Source organism: Pseudarthrobacter sp. MOO14 (assembly GCF_058267675.1).
The window spans coordinates 3,007,738-3,023,332 of sequence record NZ_CM177849.1 but is presented as its reverse complement, the minus strand read 5'-3'; the positions used below and the strand labels follow the sequence as shown (position 1 = coordinate 3,023,332).

At 66.4% G+C, this 15,595-nt stretch carries 20 protein-coding genes; 8 read left to right on the top strand and 12 right to left on the bottom strand.

The window, feature by feature from the left end; translation table 11 throughout:
* Positions 1 to 24 precede the first annotated feature (24 nt).
* A complete protein-coding gene (locus tag AC4EEV_RS14215) occupies positions 25 to 240 on the bottom strand; it encodes a hypothetical protein (RefSeq protein ID WP_018763156.1) in 216 nt (71 codons plus the stop codon).
* Between the two features lie 118 nt (positions 241 to 358).
* A complete protein-coding gene (locus tag AC4EEV_RS14210; RefSeq protein ID WP_018763155.1) occupies positions 359 to 601 on the bottom strand; it encodes a hypothetical protein in 243 nt (80 codons plus the stop codon).
* A gap of 79 nt (positions 602 to 680) precedes the next feature.
* Here AC4EEV_RS14210 and AC4EEV_RS14205 point away from each other — a divergent pair, with 79 nt between their 5' ends.
* The 4 genes from AC4EEV_RS14205 (at position 681) to AC4EEV_RS14190 (ending at position 3,005) form a co-directional block, all read left to right on the top strand.
* On the top strand, positions 681 to 1,145 hold the full coding sequence (locus AC4EEV_RS14205) for a MarR family winged helix-turn-helix transcriptional regulator (RefSeq protein ID WP_491329245.1): 465 nt from the start codon (positions 681 to 683) through the stop codon (positions 1,143 to 1,145).
* Positions 1,146 to 1,235: 90 nt separating this feature from the next.
* On the top strand, positions 1,236 to 1,766 hold the full coding sequence (locus AC4EEV_RS14200; protein WP_491329244.1) for an SSI family serine proteinase inhibitor: 531 nt from the start codon (positions 1,236 to 1,238) through the stop codon (positions 1,764 to 1,766).
* The gene (locus AC4EEV_RS14195; RefSeq protein WP_491329243.1) at positions 1,735 to 2,676 is read left to right on the top strand and encodes a 3-methyladenine DNA glycosylase; all 942 of its coding nucleotides are present in this window, start codon (positions 1,735 to 1,737) and stop codon (positions 2,674 to 2,676) included. The genes AC4EEV_RS14200 and AC4EEV_RS14195 overlap by 32 nt, the downstream gene beginning before the upstream one ends.
* Positions 2,673 to 3,005, top strand: a complete 333-nt coding sequence (locus AC4EEV_RS14190) for a hypothetical protein (RefSeq protein WP_018763151.1) — start codon at positions 2,673 to 2,675, stop codon at positions 3,003 to 3,005. Before AC4EEV_RS14195 ends, AC4EEV_RS14190 begins: the two co-directional genes overlap by 4 nt.
* 74 nt (positions 3,006 to 3,079) lie before the next feature.
* Here the strand turns inward: AC4EEV_RS14190 and AC4EEV_RS14185 are convergent, their stop codons facing one another.
* A complete protein-coding gene (locus tag AC4EEV_RS14185) occupies positions 3,080 to 6,187 on the bottom strand; it encodes a S8 family serine peptidase (protein ID WP_491330892.1) in 3,108 nt (1,035 codons plus the stop codon).
* A gap of 276 nt (positions 6,188 to 6,463) precedes the next feature.
* On the bottom strand, positions 6,464 to 6,649 hold the full coding sequence (locus tag AC4EEV_RS14180) for a hypothetical protein (protein ID WP_018763149.1): 186 nt from the start codon (positions 6,647 to 6,649) through the stop codon (positions 6,464 to 6,466).
* Positions 6,650 to 6,894: 245 nt separating this feature from the next.
* Here AC4EEV_RS14180 and purS point away from each other — a divergent pair, with 245 nt between their 5' ends.
* Genes purS through purL form a run of 3 tightly spaced genes read left to right on the top strand, consistent with a single transcriptional unit; the run spans position 6,895 to position 10,239 of the window.
* Positions 6,895 to 7,146 (top strand): phosphoribosylformylglycinamidine synthase subunit PurS, encoded by a 252-nt coding sequence (gene purS / locus AC4EEV_RS14175; protein ID WP_015935902.1) that lies wholly within the window; start codon positions 6,895 to 6,897, stop codon positions 7,144 to 7,146.
* 1 nt (position 7,147) lies between these two features.
* On the top strand, positions 7,148 to 7,933 hold the full coding sequence (gene purQ / locus AC4EEV_RS14170) for a phosphoribosylformylglycinamidine synthase subunit PurQ (RefSeq protein WP_018763148.1): 786 nt from the start codon (positions 7,148 to 7,150) through the stop codon (positions 7,931 to 7,933).
* Positions 7,930 to 10,239: a phosphoribosylformylglycinamidine synthase subunit PurL gene (purL, locus tag AC4EEV_RS14165; protein WP_491329242.1), complete on the top strand. Its 2,310-nt coding sequence runs from the start codon at positions 7,930 to 7,932 to the stop codon at positions 10,237 to 10,239. Before purQ ends, purL begins: the two co-directional genes overlap by 4 nt.
* A 74-nt stretch (positions 10,240 to 10,313) precedes the next feature.
* Here purL and AC4EEV_RS14160 read toward each other — a convergent pair whose 3' ends face one another.
* Genes AC4EEV_RS14160 through AC4EEV_RS14145 form a run of 4 tightly spaced genes read right to left on the bottom strand, consistent with a single transcriptional unit; the run spans position 10,314 to position 11,901 of the window.
* A complete protein-coding gene (locus AC4EEV_RS14160) occupies positions 10,314 to 10,607 on the bottom strand; it encodes a DUF503 domain-containing protein (RefSeq protein WP_018763146.1) in 294 nt (97 codons plus the stop codon).
* 19 nt (positions 10,608 to 10,626) lie between these two features.
* The gene (locus tag AC4EEV_RS14155; RefSeq protein WP_018763145.1) at positions 10,627 to 10,944 is read right to left on the bottom strand and encodes a putative quinol monooxygenase; all 318 of its coding nucleotides are present in this window, start codon (positions 10,942 to 10,944) and stop codon (positions 10,627 to 10,629) included.
* On the bottom strand, positions 10,941 to 11,495 hold the full coding sequence (locus AC4EEV_RS14150; protein WP_285320438.1) for a DUF1990 domain-containing protein: 555 nt from the start codon (positions 11,493 to 11,495) through the stop codon (positions 10,941 to 10,943). The genes AC4EEV_RS14155 and AC4EEV_RS14150 overlap by 4 nt, the downstream gene beginning before the upstream one ends.
* Positions 11,488 to 11,901, bottom strand: coding sequence for an MmcQ/YjbR family DNA-binding protein (locus AC4EEV_RS14145; protein ID WP_491329241.1), 414 nt, complete (start codon positions 11,899 to 11,901; stop codon positions 11,488 to 11,490). Before AC4EEV_RS14145 ends, AC4EEV_RS14150 begins: the two co-directional genes overlap by 8 nt.
* 45 nt (positions 11,902 to 11,946) lie before the next feature.
* On the opposite strand from AC4EEV_RS14145, the gene AC4EEV_RS14140 reads away from it, so the two are divergent.
* Positions 11,947 to 12,975 (top strand): isopenicillin N synthase family dioxygenase, encoded by a 1,029-nt coding sequence (locus tag AC4EEV_RS14140; RefSeq protein WP_491329240.1) that lies wholly within the window; start codon positions 11,947 to 11,949, stop codon positions 12,973 to 12,975.
* Here the strand turns inward: AC4EEV_RS14140 and AC4EEV_RS14135 are convergent.
* From AC4EEV_RS14135 to AC4EEV_RS14120, 4 genes are all read right to left on the bottom strand, one after another.
* Positions 12,972 to 13,397 (bottom strand): CoA-binding protein, encoded by a 426-nt coding sequence (locus AC4EEV_RS14135; RefSeq protein WP_285247308.1) that lies wholly within the window; start codon positions 13,395 to 13,397, stop codon positions 12,972 to 12,974. The genes AC4EEV_RS14140 and AC4EEV_RS14135 overlap by 4 nt on opposite strands.
* A 62-nt stretch (positions 13,398 to 13,459) precedes the next feature.
* Positions 13,460 to 14,362, bottom strand: a complete 903-nt coding sequence (locus AC4EEV_RS14130) for a hypothetical protein (protein WP_491329239.1) — start codon at positions 14,360 to 14,362, stop codon at positions 13,460 to 13,462.
* On the bottom strand, positions 14,359 to 14,910 hold the full coding sequence (locus AC4EEV_RS14125) for an RNA polymerase sigma factor (RefSeq protein ID WP_491329238.1): 552 nt from the start codon (positions 14,908 to 14,910) through the stop codon (positions 14,359 to 14,361). The genes AC4EEV_RS14130 and AC4EEV_RS14125 overlap by 4 nt, the downstream gene beginning before the upstream one ends.
* A 271-nt stretch (positions 14,911 to 15,181) precedes the next feature.
* Positions 15,182 to 15,547, bottom strand: coding sequence for a DUF1508 domain-containing protein (locus AC4EEV_RS14120; protein ID WP_018763138.1), 366 nt, complete (start codon positions 15,545 to 15,547; stop codon positions 15,182 to 15,184).
* Positions 15,548 to 15,595: the final 48 nt, after the last annotated feature.

Here is a 15,595-nt window from a genome sequence, read left to right as displayed (position 1 = left end):
TAACGGCAGCCCGGCTTTTTCGTATCAGGACTCCCGGTCCAGGTCTTCCCGGCGCACTGCGTAGTGGTGGCCCGTTGAATCGGTTTCCACCACGAAATGTGAAAGATCCTCTTCGGAGGCCTGCTCAAATTCGTCGTGTCGGTGCACCACGGGCGTGTCGGCATCCAGCCGTGTGGCAGGGCCGAAGAAGAAGCGGAGCCTCTCGGTCAGGCCCATGAAACCGCTGAGGACATGTGCCACTGTTTCCCACCCCCTTCCCGAACCTCGGGCGAAAGTGCTGCTGCCTCCTAGCGGAAACAGTGCCCTTATTCTAGTCCCGGCGCCGGAAAAAGGCGCCGGTGACGGCGGCGCGAAAGGGCTACCGCAAGGAACGGTCCTCAGGGTTCCTGGGCACAACATAGGTGCTGCCATCCGGCCTGGTAATGGTCTCCCACTGCTGGGTTTCCGCCTGGCGCTGGACCAGCAGCCGGCGGTTTTCCTCGGTCATATCGTGGGCCAGCGCAGAGCGGTTGGCCGGGCCGAAGACAGCCCTGAGTTTTCCCGTGGCGCGCATAAAGCGCTGGGAGGCGTTGCCTTTGTCCCCGGACCTGTCCCTGGCCATGAACGCGTTCCTTCCACTCACTGCTTGCTTACCGTCAATGTACACTAATAATTAGTGCACTAACAATAGTAAGGAAGCCATGACCCCCACATCTCCCGTCGATGCCGCGGATGAAGACCTCTTGCTGGAACACCAGCTGTGCTTTGCGCTGACGGTGGCTGCCCGAAGCGTCGTGGGCGCCTACAAGCCGGTGTTGGAAAAACTCAACCTCACACACCCGCAGTACCTGGTGATGCTGTGCCTGTGGGAGACCAGCCCGCGTACTGTAAGGAACATCAGTGCGGCTTTGGCCCAGGAACCGGCAACCATCTCTCCACTCCTGCGCAGGCTCGAGGCGGCAGGGTTGATTACCCGGGCACGCGCTGAGGGCAACGAACGCGCCCTGGCGGTGGCCCTGACGCCCGAAGGAAGAGCGCTCCGGGAACAAGCACTTCAGGTTCCGGGAAGCATGATGGAACGGCTGGGCCTCACCCGGGAACAGGTGACCGAACTGCACGCCTCCATGATGGGACTCATCGCCGCCACGTCGGAGGGCACGCGCTGACCGGCCATCCATCAAGCGGCCCGGCCGCCCGCCCGGGGTTTTCCGGCAAAACCGACGACTAGAATGGCATGACGAAGGGGAGGTGGCCTGATGCGTAACCTACGATTGGCCGCAGCGGTCCTGGCCATGGGTGCCGGGCTGCTCTCCGGTTGCGGCGGTTCGTCCAACGGCGGGCCCTCCGCGTCCGGCAGTTCACCCGCAGGGCCCTCTCCCGATACTGAAACTTCGGCCGCGGCCCCCGCGCCCGCAACGTCACGTCCCGGCAACGGGCCGGGGCAGGGCAACGCCAAGCTTGCCATTACCGTGATGCCGTCCGAGGGCGCACCCGCGCTCGACTACATTTTGGTCTGCTCCTCCGGAACCCCCGCCGCGGAAAGCCGCCACCCGGATCCTGCTGCTGCCTGCGCGGCCCTCAAGGCGAACCCCGCCATCGTGGCCCAGGCCGAACCGGGAAGCGACCGGACCTGCACCCAGCAGTATGGCGGCCCGCAGAAAGCGACTGTGACCGGGGCCGTGGATGGCGTCGCCGTCGAATCCTCCTTCGCCCGGACCAACGGATGTGAAATCAGTGCGTGGGACGCTGCCAAGGATGTGCTCGGTGCCGCCGGTGGAGCCTCATAGCGTGCTGGCGGAGGACAGCGCCCAGGCACGGGAGGAAGCCCACCTGCAGCGCGTCAGCCGCTACGCCGATCCTTATCTTGCCCGCCGGTCGGCCGGGCAGAAGCATCCGGTGGAAGATTTCCTTTTCACCTATTACACCCAGAAGCCGGGCCAGCTGAAGCGCTGGCACCCGGGGTCCGGGACCGTCCTCACCGGCAGGCAGGCAGCCGCCCGGCAAGGCTGGAAGCACTACCGGGCGCTCGACGACGGCGAGCTTGCCTCGCTGGGGCTGGCTGCGGGGAGCATGGCAGTCACCTTTGACCGGGCCGCCTTCCTTGCCGACCGCAAGGAGGCAGTGGCGTTCGCGGGGGTGATCCTTCGCGGCACGGCGGCACGGCCTGCACAGTTCGGCTGCTTCGGCCTGCATGAATGGGCCATGGTCTACCGGCAGGACAAGTTCGATCTCCGCCACGAATACCTGCACCTGCGGCTGGGATCAGCAGGTACGGACAAGGTGGTGGAGGACAACAAGATCCGGTGCACCCACTTTGACGCGTTCCGGTTCTACACCCCGGATGCCATTCCGCTCAACGAGTTTTCACCCAGCCGTGAATCGCAGCGCCACCTGGAGCAGCCGGGCTGCCTGCACGCCAACATGGACCTCTACAAGTGGGCGTACAAGCTGCTGCCGGCCCTTTCGAGCGAACTGGTCATGGACTGCTTCGAACTCTCCTGGCGCATCCGGGCCATGGACATGCAGGCTTCCCCGTACGACCTCGCCGAGTGGGGCTATCCCGCCATTCCCATCGAAACTCCGCAGGGCAAGGCTTCCTACGTTGAGCACCAGCGCAATTTTGCCGCCGAGGCTGCCGCCCTGCGGGAGCGGCTTGCCCTGGACCTGGACGCCCTCGCAGCGGGAGCGCCGAGGTGATCGACCTGTCCATCAGCGTCCGCGATGCCCCGGATGCCCCCGAGTACGTTTTCCGGCTGGTGGCGGAGGACGGAACTTTGGCGGCCGAAACCACCCTGCCGGCACCCGAGGCCGCCCTGGCGGCCGTGGAGGAATTCGGGGAAGACATCTTCTTTCCCCGGCCCGGGCCACCGAGGCTGTGCACCCAACAGTACGGGGGACCCCAGGTTGCCGTCGTTTCCGGCACGTTCCATGGGCGCCCGGTCCATTCGGTCTTCACCCGCACGGACGGCTGCGAGATCGCCCGGTGGAAGGCCATGGCTCCCCTGCTGGGCGGTAACGCCACCTGACCGCCGGACGCCGGGCACGAAAAAGGGTCCCGGACGAAAATCGTCCGGGACCCTCCCCCATGCTCAGGTGATGGTCATGCTCCGGGTACTGCCTGCGCAATGCCCATCTGGGGCGCACCGGCCGGGGCCTGGGCAGAGCCGGAACCCACCTGCACGTTTACCCAGGTCTTGATGCCGTTGCTGCCCAGGCTCAGCCGCGAAAGGTATTGCCCATCACCCAGGCCGGCCCAGTTCAGGGTGGCCGAGGTGGCCGTCCCGTTGGGTGCCACGATCGGGTTGGGGTTGACGGTGAGGTTGCCGGCGTCGCCCGCAAAGCTCACCGCCTGGACCGAGGCAGTGGCAGGCCCATTGTCCGGGGTGGCGTACAGGTTGGCCACCACGTAATAGGTGCCCGGCCGGGGCGATTCCAGGTCAAGGAATTCGCTCGCCGAGGCCGTTGCCACCTGGGTTGCCGTCAAGCCGCCCGAACCGTTGGGTGCGTACACCACCATGTCCCAGTCGACGTCGTTCGACTGCGCCTGGATGCCCAGCCGCGCGAAGGTGGAGCCGGCGGGAACCTGCACCTGGACCAGGGCGTTGTGGGCATCATTCGTGGGTGCGTACGCGCCCGGGGTCTTGGTGATCGCGGTCTGGTTCAGTGGCGCCAGGCCTTCCACGCCGACGGCGATCGGGCTGTCCGAGCCCGACACCAGCTCCATGGAGCCGCTGCCCGTGCCCGTGGCCGAGCTGAACGAGAACGACGGAGCGATCTGGGCGTCGACCGGGCGGATGGCAATCGGCGATGTGACGGTCCGCGGGCCCTTCCACGTGAGGCTTCCGGTGCTGAATTTGCCGACCGGTGCGCTGACGTTCCGGATGGTCAGTGTTACTTCACGCGTTTGTCCGGCCTTGGCGAAGTTCAGCGCCTTGGGTTCGACATTGACGTTGAAGCCCGGCATGTTCACCTCGGGCCGGTACATGCCCGGCACCAGGGCCGTCAGCTTGCGCTTGACCTGGACCTCACCCACCAGGCTGCCCAAGGCGACCGACGGGAGGTTGAGGTCGCGGGCGGCGATGGAGCCCGCCTGCGGGGCCCCGGTATCAACGCCTTGTCCGTTCAGGAAACCAAGCCAGTCCCGGATGCCGGAGTCGTAAACGAGGCCGGGATCGAGCACCCGGGTGGAGTCGATGTGGCCGGCGCCGCCCTGGAACGGATCCGTGTTGGGCGACCCGTCCGCGTTGACCAGCGGGTAGGCGGTGGTCATCATGGCCGACTTCACCATGGCGGGTGACCACTTCGGTTGCTTGCCAAGCACGAGGGCGCCGAAGCCGGCAATGTGCGGTGCGGCCATGGACGTACCGGACATGAAGCCGAACTGGTCGCCATGGTTGCCGATCGTGGAGACGCCGGCAAGGACGTTCACGCCAGGGGCGGAAATATCAGGCTTGAGCAGGTCGCCGCCTGAAGCGAGGGTGGGCCCGCGGGACGAGAAGCCCGCGATCTGGGGCGCCGGCGCCGGGGGAAGTCCGGTCAGGTCACCCTTGACCAGGCTCACCGTCAGTGCCGTGTTTGCCTGCAGCTTGGACTTCAGTTCCAGGCTCTTGGGCGCGTTGACGTGGACGGTGGGAATGACGTGGTTGTCGGCGTCCTCGGAGCTGCTGGTGAGATTCACCAGGATCATGCCGACACCGCCCTTGTCCTGGACTTCCTGGCTCTTGGCAGTCCGGTCCACTACTCCACGGTCACAGACCACCACTTTGCCGGCCACCTTGGCGGGGTCCAGGGTTCCGGGCCCGCACAGGTTGGCGTTGGCCGCCCCGGGAGCAGCGGCAGCAGCGGCCACCACAACAGGCTTGTCCGCAACCTCTGATTTCATGATGGAAGCGCCGCGGTACAGCGAACCATCGGAAACCTTGACCGTTCCCACCAGGTCGCTGGGAAAGGTGGAGGCGGCCACGGTGGTCAGCCACGGTGAGGCATGGTTCACGGTGGAGGCCGTCGGGCCGGAGTTTCCGGCAGAGGCCGACACGAAGACGCCTGCGGCTGCTGCGTTCAGGAAGGCGAGCGCCACGGGATCGGTGGTGCTGTTGTTGTTGCCCGAAATTGAGTAGTTCAGGACGTCCACGCCGTCCTTGATGGCTGCGTCGACGGCCTCAACCGACGATGACGAGTAGCAACCGCCGGTGTCCGGGTTGGTGTCCTCCCAGCAGACCTTGTAGACCGAAACCTTGGCTGCCGGAGCCACGCCGGAGCTCTTTCCGAAGCTGGCCCCATCAATGACCTGCTCGACGTTGGCATTGCCCGCTGCCGTTGTTGCCGTATGGGTGCCGTGGCTGCCCACGTCCACCGGGGAAATCTGCTCCTCGGGGGCCCGGTTGCCCGGGGTCACGTACTGGAGGAAGGAGTCGGCGAAGTAGCGGGCGCCGATCACCTTGGAGTTGCAGAGCGAGCCGTCGAAGCCGGCACCGGTTCCCTGGCCTTTTTGGCATTCGCCTTCAAAGGTGGTTCCGTCCGCCTTGAGCATCGCAATCTTGCCGTCGCCGGTGCGGTAGGGGACGCCCACCTGCGGGGTACCCTGCAAGGGCTGCAGCGGTTCGCCCTGGAGGAAGGGGTTGTCCGGGGCGTAGCCGGAATCGATGACGCCCACCACCACGCCCTTGCCGGCGTTGGCTTCACCCCCGAACTGCTTGGCCCAGGTCCCGTCCGGACCGGTGAGTTTGAGGAAGTCGGTGGTGGTGTAGTCGGGCTTGTTCTCGACGTCCGGCGCCACCACGAGCACGCGCTTGTCCTTTGACAGTTCGGCCGCCTGGTGGGCGGTCAGCTCCGCGGTGAATCCGTTGAGGGCGGCGGTGTACTGCTTGGCCGGGGATACTCCCTGGGCTCCCGCAACGTCACGCTGCTGCTGGCGCAGGTGCGCGTCGTAGGCTTTGTAGTTTGGGCTGCCGGCATCCAGTTTGCGGCCTTGCTGCGGCTTGGTTGCGCCAAGCCCGGCGGCTCCGCCCTCGTAGGCTGCTGCAGCCGGGCCGGCCAAGACCACGATGTACCGGCCGTCCTTGAACTGGCTGTCTTTCGTGGTGGCGGCGGCATTCTCGAGGCTTTGGCTCCCCGGCGCCGCCGTGGCCGGCGTTACTGCCAGCGAGCTTATGAGGAGGGGCAACCCGACAGCCAGGGCGGCTGCCTTCCGAAGTCCCCCAGCCCGCAAGGGGCTCTTTCCAGTTGATTTCACGCGCAACCCTTTCACGATGTACCGCCCAGACTTGGTGGGCGCCCCAGACGACTGGAACTGCAGAAGTAATTACAGATCTTGTAATTAGCTGAGACCAGACTGTTCACAGGGTACAGACTGAGAGCGAGATATGACATAGAGCACATTTTGGCAATTTTCGCTTGTCATATCCGTCCCGCCGGAACATTCGGGCATACAAAAAGGGCGCCCCGAAGGGCGCCCCGGAGTTGCTGGGGAAAGAATTCCGCGCGGCTAGTGGCGTGGGGTCCGCACCACGTCGCTGATCCACTGCCGGGTCTTCTCGTCCAACGGGCCGGCGACCCGGGTTTCGCGGGCCATGCGGTCCGCCTTCACCTTCTGCAGCACCATCCTGCCCAGGCCGGCAAAAACGGCAGCGGCAACCATCGGCAACAGCACGGACTTGGAATTTTGCGCCATCAACCAATCCTAGTGAACGCCCTCCGGCAACTCCAGAAGCACATCCTTCGGGCCTCCACCCCGGTCCTCCCGGATCGGGGTCTACTCCATGAACATGCGGAATGCGGCGGCATGGGCCCGGGCCGGTAGAATGATAGGGCAAGCTCGCGGAGCGCCCGTCCACCATGTCCCCGACACCCCGGTACGGCGTGAGACGGCACCACTCCGCTGCGCCCTTAACCAAGCTCACGCACAGGAGTTGCCGGATGCCCCGGATCGTTGTTGACGTCATGCCCAAGCCCGAGATTCTGGACCCGCAGGGGAAGGCGATCGTTGGCGCTCTCCCCCGGCTGGGCTTCACCAGCTTCAGCTCTGTCCGCCAGGGCAAGCGCTTCGAACTGACGGTCGACGGCGAGGTGACGGAAGAAATCCTGGCCCAGGCCCGCGATGCCGCCGAGACCCTCCTGTCCAACCCCGTGATCGAGGACGTCGTCAACGTCGAGGTCGTCGAGGCCTGAAATGACTGAACTTCCCCTGATCGGCGAGGCCGTGGCCGTCGCCGCAGAGCCGCGCCTCGCCGGCGCCCGGATCGGCGTCGTGACTTTCCCCGGGACCCTTGACGACCGCGACGCCGCCCGCGCCGTCCGCCTGGCCGGTGCCACCGCCGTCGAACTCTGGCACGGCGACACGGAACTTGGCGACGTGGACGCCGTGGTCATCCCCGGCGGATTCTCCTACGGCGATTACCTGCGCGCCGGCGCGATCGCCCGTTTCGCCCCGCTGATGTCAAAGATCATCGACGCCGCGAACAGCGATGCCAAGCTCCCCGTGCTGGGCATCTGCAACGGCTTCCAAATTCTCACCGAGTCGCACCTGCTGCCCGGTTCCATGATCAAGAACGACCACCTGAAGTTCCTCTGCCGCGACCAGGTGCTGCGCGTCGAGAACGCCAACACCGCGTGGACGCTGGACTACCAGGCGGGCCAGGAGATCACCATCCCGCTGAAGAACCAGGACGGCCAGTACATCGCGGACGAGAAGACCCTGGACGCCCTTGAGGCCGAGGGCCGCGTGGTGTTCCGCTACGTCGGCTTCAACCCGAACGGCTCCCGCCGCGACATCGCCGGCATCTCCAACGCCGCAGGCAACGTGGTGGGCCTCATGCCGCACCCGGAGCACGCCGTTGAGCCGGGCTTCGGCCCCGAGGCTGCGTTCTCCCGTGAGACGGGCGCCGGCGGTTCCGACACCGACGGCCTCGGCTTCTTCACCTCCGTACTGAACAAGATTGTGGGAGGCGACAAGTGACCACCGAAACCACCAAGAAGTTCAACATCGACACCGTCGAGAACGCAGCCAAGACCCCGGATACCGAGCTGCCCTGGGCTGAACTTGGCCTGAAGCGGAACGAATTCGACGAGATCGTCAAGGTCCTGGGCCGCCGCCCCACCGGCGCCGAACTGGCCATGTACTCCGTCATGTGGAGCGAGCACTGCTCCTACAAGTCCTCCAAGAACCACCTGCGCCAGTTCGGCCAGAAGGTCACCGAGGAAATGAAGCAGGACATGCTGGTGGGCATCGGCGAAAACGCCGGCGTGACCAACCTGGGGGACGGCTGGGCCGTAACCTTCAAGATCGAATCGCACAACTCGCCGTCGTTCGTTGAGCCCTACCAAGGCGCCGCGACCGGCATCGGCGGCATTGTCCGCGACATCATTTCCATGGGCGCCCGCCCGGTTGCCGTTATGGACCCGCTGCGTTTCGGCGCCATCGACCACCCGGACACCGCCCGCGTCATGCACGGCGCAGTTGCGGGCATCGGCGGGTACGGCAACTCCCTGGGCCTGCCGAACATCGGCGGCGAGATGGTGTTCGACTCCGTCTACCAGGGCAACCCGCTGGTCAACGCCCTGGCAGTGGGCGTCATGCGGCACGAGGACATCCGGCTGGCCAACGCCTCCGGCAAAGGCAACAAGGTGGTCCTTTTCGGTGCCCGCACCGGCGGCGACGGCATCGGCGGCGCCTCCGTGCTGGCCTCCGAGTCCTTTGATGACACCAAGCCCTCCAAGCGCCCCGCCGTGCAGGTGGGCGACCCCTTCGCGGAGAAGGTGCTCATCGAGTGCTGCCTGGAGCTCTTCAAGGGTTCCCTGGTGGAAGGCATCCAGGACCTCGGCGCCGCAGGCATCTCCTGCGCCACGTCGGAGCTCGCCTCCAACGGTGACGGCGGCATGCAGGTTGAGCTGACCTCCGTCCTGCTCCGCGACCCCACGCTGACCCCTGGCGAGATCCTGATGTCCGAATCGCAGGAACGCATGATGGCCGTGGTCACCCCCGAAAACGTGGAAGCGTTCGAGGCCGTGATGGACAAGTGGGCTGTTGAGTATTCCTGGCTGGGCGAGGTGACCGATACCGGCCGCCTGATCATCACCTGGGAAGGCGAGGTGATTGTCGACGTCGATCCCCGCACCGTGGCGCATGACGGCCCGGTCTACGACCGCCCGTTCGCCCGTCCCGAGTGGCAGGACGCCGTCCAGGCGGACACCTTCACCGGTTCCGTGCAGGACGCCGGCCGGCCCGCTGCCCCCGCTGAGCTGGCCGCGGCCGTCACCGAACTGGTGGCGTCCCCGAACATGTGCTCCAAGTCCTGGATCACCAACCAGTACGACCGCTACGTAGGCGGCAACACCTCCATGGCGTTCCCCGACGACGCCGGCGTGGTCCGCGTGGATGAGGAAACCGGACTGGGCGTTGCCCTGGCCACCGACGCCAACGGCCGCTACACCTACCTCGATCCGTACCACGGCGCGCAGCTGGCCCTGGCGGAGGCCTACCGCAACGTGGCCACTGCCGGCGCCATCCCCATGGCCGTCAGCGACTGCCTGAACTTCGGCTCCCCCGAGGACCCGGACGTCATGTGGCAGCTCGCCGAGGCCATCCGCGGCCTGTCCGACGCCTGCATGGTGCTGGGAATCCCGGTCACCGGCGGCAACGTCTCGCTCTACAACCAGACGGGCACCACGCCCATCCACCCCTCCCCCGTGGTGGCGGTCCTGGGCAAGCTCGACGACGTCGCCCGCCGCACGCCGTCGGGCTGGCGCGAGGACGGCCAGGCCATCTACCTGCTGGGCACCACGGGCGCCGAGCTGGATGGTTCCGAGTGGGCGAACATGCGCGGCCACCTGGGCGGCCAGCCGCCGAAGGTGGACCTCGAGGCCGAACGCGCATTGGGTGAAATCCTGATCAACGCGTCCCGCGACGGCATGATCGACTCCGCGCACGACCTCTCCGAAGGAGGCCTCGCGGCTGCCCTGGTGGAGTCCTCGCTGCGTTACGGCGTTGGCGCCCGGATCGCGCTGCAGGACGTCATGGACCGCGACGGCGTGGACCTGTTCACGGCGCTCTTCTCCGAGTCGCAGGGCCGTGCCGTGGTAGGCGTTCCCCGTTCCGAGGAGGTCCGCTTCACGGACATGTGCACCGCCCGCGGCTTTGCCCACACCCGCATCGGCGTGGTGGATGCGGCCAGCGGCAAGTTGGAGATCAACGGCGTAGAGGGGCTGTCCCTCGACGCCCTCCGCGAAGCCCACGAAGGGACACTGCCGAAGTACTTCGGCTAGGCCCCACAGAACGCGGACGGACACTCAAGCCCATAGAGAGGGCTTTGGGTGTCCGTCCGCATTTAAGGACCGGTTCAGTCCTCGCTGTGGAGCTCCCGCTGGCGGGCGCTGAGCAGCTCAATCTCCGGCAGGGCTGCCACGAAGCGCTCGACGGCGGCAAGCACCTCCACGAGGTGCGCCCGGTCAGCAGAAACCAAGCCGACGCCCAGCTGTGTGCGCCGGTACTGGCTGTGGTCCCCCACCTCAGCCACCGAGACATCGAACCGGCGTCTCAGTTCCGCCAGCAGCGGCCTGACAACCGAGCGCTTCTCCTTGAGGCTGTGGACCGGCCCCAGCAGTATGTCGAACTCGATCCAACCGATCCACATGGGTTCATGCTATCGAGGGTCAGATGGTGAGTTCACCCATCAGGTCCCAGCCTTCGCCGTCGAACTGGCGGCTGACGATTTTCGGTGTTTCCACAAGGGCTTGCGGCATGTCCGCCATGGCCTTCTTGAAGTGGTCACTGTTGACGTGGTCGCCGGCAGCGTCGTCCTTGAAGGCTTCCACCAGGACGTATTCGTTGGGGTCCTCCAAGCTGCGGGACCAGTCGAACCACAGGTTGCCCGGTTCCTGCCGGGTGGCCTGGGTGAAGTCCGCAACGAGGTCCGGCCAGCGTTCAGACCATTCGGGCTTGACCTTGAACTTGACGACGATAAAGATCACTGGGATGTTCCTTCCGCGGCGAGAGAGCGTGCCCCTTCAATGTACCGGGAAGTAACGTGCCGCTGTGCGGCGCGGGTGACTGGTCCGCCGGCGGCGTAGAACCAGTTGGCGGGCTTGCTGAAGGCGCGGATCCGAAGCCACACCTTACCCTCCCCATCAAGCTCCACTTCGAAGGACTCTTCGCCACGGGCGGGATGGCCGGGAAGGGTACCGTAGCCAAAGCCGGCCGATTGCGGCCCGTCCAGGTCCGAAGGTTCGTGGACCCACACCACCTGGCACGGCGCATTCAGGCGGAAGGGTCCGACGCCGAATCCGCTCACCACGCGAACGCCGGGCGCCGCCCTCGGTGACCCCGCACGGACCCGCAGCCCGGCCCGCCGCTGCAGCTCCCAGCCCAGGATGCCGTCCGCGACGTGCCGGTACACTGTGGTCCCGGAGCCAAGGTAAGCCTCCTTGAGGACGCGGCCATACCCGGCCGGAGCCGTGCCGGCTTCAGTGCTTCCTGCGCCGGGGTAGTTCAGGCCACCCCCGGGGTGCCCCTCTTCAATCATCGCTTCCGGCCCTTTCGAGGCGCGCCCACCCCAGTTGCTCCTGCTGCTTCCGGCTCAGGCCGGCCACCACCAGGTCATAGGAATCCTCCACCATGTCCCGGATCATCGCTGCCGGCAGGTTGCCATCAAGGCGCACCCCGTTCCAATGGGTCTTGTTCATATGCCACGCACCGGTAATCTCCGGGTGCACTGCGCGCAACTGTACCGCCAGCGCCGGTTCACACTTCAGGCTCACCGAAAAGTCGCGCTCGTCCATGGTGGACACGGCGAACAACTTGGCCTCGTGCCGGGCGCCCCCGGCGATATGGGCACGGACCTTGAAGACTGAGGTGTCCGGTCCGAACGGAAAATCCTCATATGCTCCCGGGAACGAAAGGCAGATCATCCTCAGCTCAGTTGGGTCCATGAAGGAAGCCTATAAAGCCGGACTGCGCGGTGCTAGTCTGCGAGCATGTCACTCGACCAGGGCCCCATACCTGTTCTGGACCTGCATTCCGCACGGCAGGCGGACGGCTCTTTCAGCCCGGAATTCATCGAACAACTGCGGCACGCCACCCACAATGTCGGGTTCTTCCAAATCACGGGATACGGGGGCAGGCCAGGGCAGGCCGAACAGCTTCTGGACATCATCCGGCGTTTCTTCAACCTGCCGCTGGACGAACGGATGAAGCTGGACAACCGTTTGTCACCGCACTTCCGCGGCTACACGCGGATGGGTACCGAAGTCACCCAGGGGCGCGCGGACGCCCGGGAACAGATCGATTATTCGCCGGACCGCGAGCCGGTTCCGGAGGTTCCGGCAGACCAACCGTACTGGCTTTTACAGGGCCCCAATCTCTGGCCCGGAGAGGGGTTCCCCGAACTCCGGCCGGCCGCCATGGAGTGGGCCGCGCTGATGTCCGGTGTGGGCATGGAACTGCTCAGGGCCATTGCCGTTTCGCTGCAACTTCCCGAAGGCTACTTCGACGAACCATTCCGCGATGCCCCCGCCTGGATGGGCAAGCTGGTGCACTACGTGGGCGGTGTGGTGGAAGCCGCCGGCGACCAGGGCGTGGGCTCGCATGCCGACTACGGCTTCGTAACCCTGTTACTGCAGGACAATGTGGGCGGCCTTGAAGTGCTGCCCCCTGGTACCAGCCGCTGGCTGCCGGTGGAACCGCTGCCGGGGGCCCTGGTGGTGAACCTGGGCGAGATGCTGGAGGTAGCCACCGAGGGGTACCTTGCGGCCACCATCCACCGGGTCCAGGCGCCGCCTCCTGGCGTCGACCGCTACTCGGTACCGTTCTTCTGGTCGCCCCGGCTGGACGCGGTGATCCAGCCGGTCCCCCTGGCTCCGGAGCTGAAGGCCGCGGCACGGGGCATCACTGATGATCCCGCCAACCCCCTGTTGGCGTCCTTTGGCATGAACATGCTCAAAGGACGCATGCGCGCCCATCCGGACGTCACCGAGCGGCACTATCCGGAGCTGATGAAGCGCTAGAGGTTGTACTTCCAGGCCAATTGGGCCGGGCAGGCGTTCATCACCACGTCCAGGCCCGCCGCCTTGGCGCGTTCCGCGGCGGCTTCGTCGATCACCCCCAGCTGCAGCCATACGGCTTTGGCGCCGGTGGCGATGGCCTGGTCCACCACGTCACCCACCCGCTGCGAGTTCACGAAGCAGTCCACGACGTCGATAGGCCGCTTTTCCGCCGGAATGTCAGCGAGGGTGCGGTACCCGGTCTCGCCATGGACAGGTTCGCCGGGCAGGTTGACGGGGATGATTTCCATGCCGAGCTTGTCCCGGATGAACAGCGACGTATCGTAGGCGGCGCGCCACTCATTGGTGGTCAGGCCCACGATGGCCCACCGCCCTTTGGTGCGCATGAGGCGTTCAATGACTGCGGGATCGTTGGTGTGGCCCATGCGATCAGCCTACGCCGCACTCTCCGGAGCCGTTGATGCCAGGCACCGGCTGCGCCCGCTGACTACTTCGCCGGGGATTCAGCCTTCCTGCCGCCGCCCTGGCCTGGCGACTGGCCCACAGGTCCCGGCGCGTCAGCCGACTTGGGCGTGGCTGCACCGGGGCCGTCCTGGCCCACTGCCGTTGCCTTCGCCGTGGGCGCGTCCGGCTTGCCTGCTGCCGGCGTCCCCGGAGGCGTGGCGCCTGCCGCCGGTGGTGCGCCGCCGTCGTCCCTGCCGCGGCCGTTCCCGTCCGTCCCGCCTCCCGGCGCGGCGGGAAAAGCAGCCCCCAGCCGGGCCGGCACGCAGGCTACCGGCCTGCCGCCGTCGTCGTGCGTGGAAGCTCCGCCGCAGCTTCGCACGGCCCCACGGCCCGTCGCTCCGGCAGCGTCCTCCAAAAGGCGGGTCGCGTGGCTTCTGCCGGGTGCGGCCGCGGCGGGTGAAGGTGACGAAACCGTGCCCGGGACTTCCCCATCGGCGGCGGGGACCGGGGACCGGTAGCCGCCTCCTGCGGCCGAAGCATTGGTGGTGGACGGCGCGCCCCACGGTGGAGTCCAGTCAGCCAGCACGTGCTGCACTGTTTCACTTCCGGGTGCGGAGGAGCTGGCGGCAACCCCGCCAACCCCCAATCCCATTCCGGCCACCAGGACCAGGCCCAGGGCGGTCGGGCGGTGGCGCCGCCGACGGCGCGCGAGGTCATCGGCGGGCTGCTCCCCGGCAGGAGGGTCTTCCAAGGCGCCTCCCGCCACCGGCGTGCCGGCGGCTGGTGCCAGCAAGGCGGCAAGCTCCGCACTGGGTGCCGGAGCGGGCAGCGAAGCCAGCGAACCGAGCGAAAGCAGGACGTCGCGAAGTTCCGGGTCATCGCCGCAGCCGGCGTCCCGGAGCATGTCGTCGACAAGGGACACGAGGTTGCCTGATGGTTGTGTCATGGCGCGAGGTACTCCTTCACTGACGCCAGCTCCCGGAGTTTCAGCAGCGCACGACGCTGGAGCTGCTTCACGGACCCGGGGCTCTTGTCCATGGCCTCCGCCGCCTGTTCCACGGTCAGGCCGGCCACGAGGCGAAGTGAGAGCGCTTCGCGCTGGTCTTGGGGCAGCCCGGACAAGAGTTCCAGGACTTCGCCGGGCGAGATGTTGCGCAGGGCTTCCTTTTCGGCGGAGGTGTCTTCGCGCTGGTCGAGCTCGGGCTCGAACGGCAGCTTTACCGGGTGACGGCTTTGGCGCCGGAGATCGTCCACCATCCGGGCATGGGCAACGCTGAAGATGAAGGTCCGCAGCCCCGCTTCGCCTCCCCGCACGGTGTCGAGGCGGGGCAGGACGGAAAGGAACACTTCCTGCATGGCCGCCTCCGGATCGTCGACTCCCCGGGCGGCAAGATAGCCCAGGACTTGTGATGCGTACGTTTTGTAGACGAGGCTGAAGGCAGCAGGCCCGGGGACGGCGTGGTCCGGGGCCGCATCTGTCTGTGCATCGGTCACTGACGTGGTGCTTTCAATCAAAAGGGCGTCGGCAAGGGAAGCGTCTCACGGGAATCCGGAACGCTGGTCCTACTTTACCCTTCAGTAACCTTCCCGACCGGTGAGCGCCACGGGACTCCGCCCGCGTGCGGCCTTGCCAAGAGATCAAAAGAGCCGGCCTGGAACGTGATGGGGGACAGGTTCCAGACCGGCACTTCACAGGGGTAATCGCTGCGGACCCCCGACGGGTTACGCCCTTGTGAAAGTTTTTTTGACTTTATTCATCCCGCCCTCAACGGGTAGCTGCGCTGGCCCAACGCGGCGCGGCCTGCCTGCGCGTTGTTTTCGCCAATGCATAGGCGTGCAGCCTCACCGGCAGCCGCCGGTCATCACACGCCGGTACGACGACGGGCAGATCGCCAGGAGCGGCGACGCCGGCGGCAGCGGGTACAGCGGCGGGACGGGAGACTGCCCCGGCGGGGCTGAGATCGGTGACCAGGCCCGTCCCCGCACATTCACGAACGGCCGCGATACCGGCAGCTACCGCCGCCTTGTCCTCGAAACCTTGCGAGACGGCCATGACCGACCCATCGGGCCCCAGCAGCCGGAACCTGTAGAGCAGCTCCGGATCAAGAAAGACTTCAATGTTTCCTGCCACGGCATGTCCTTCCGGTCTGGTGTTTTCGACCGGCGACGGCTCTTCGCT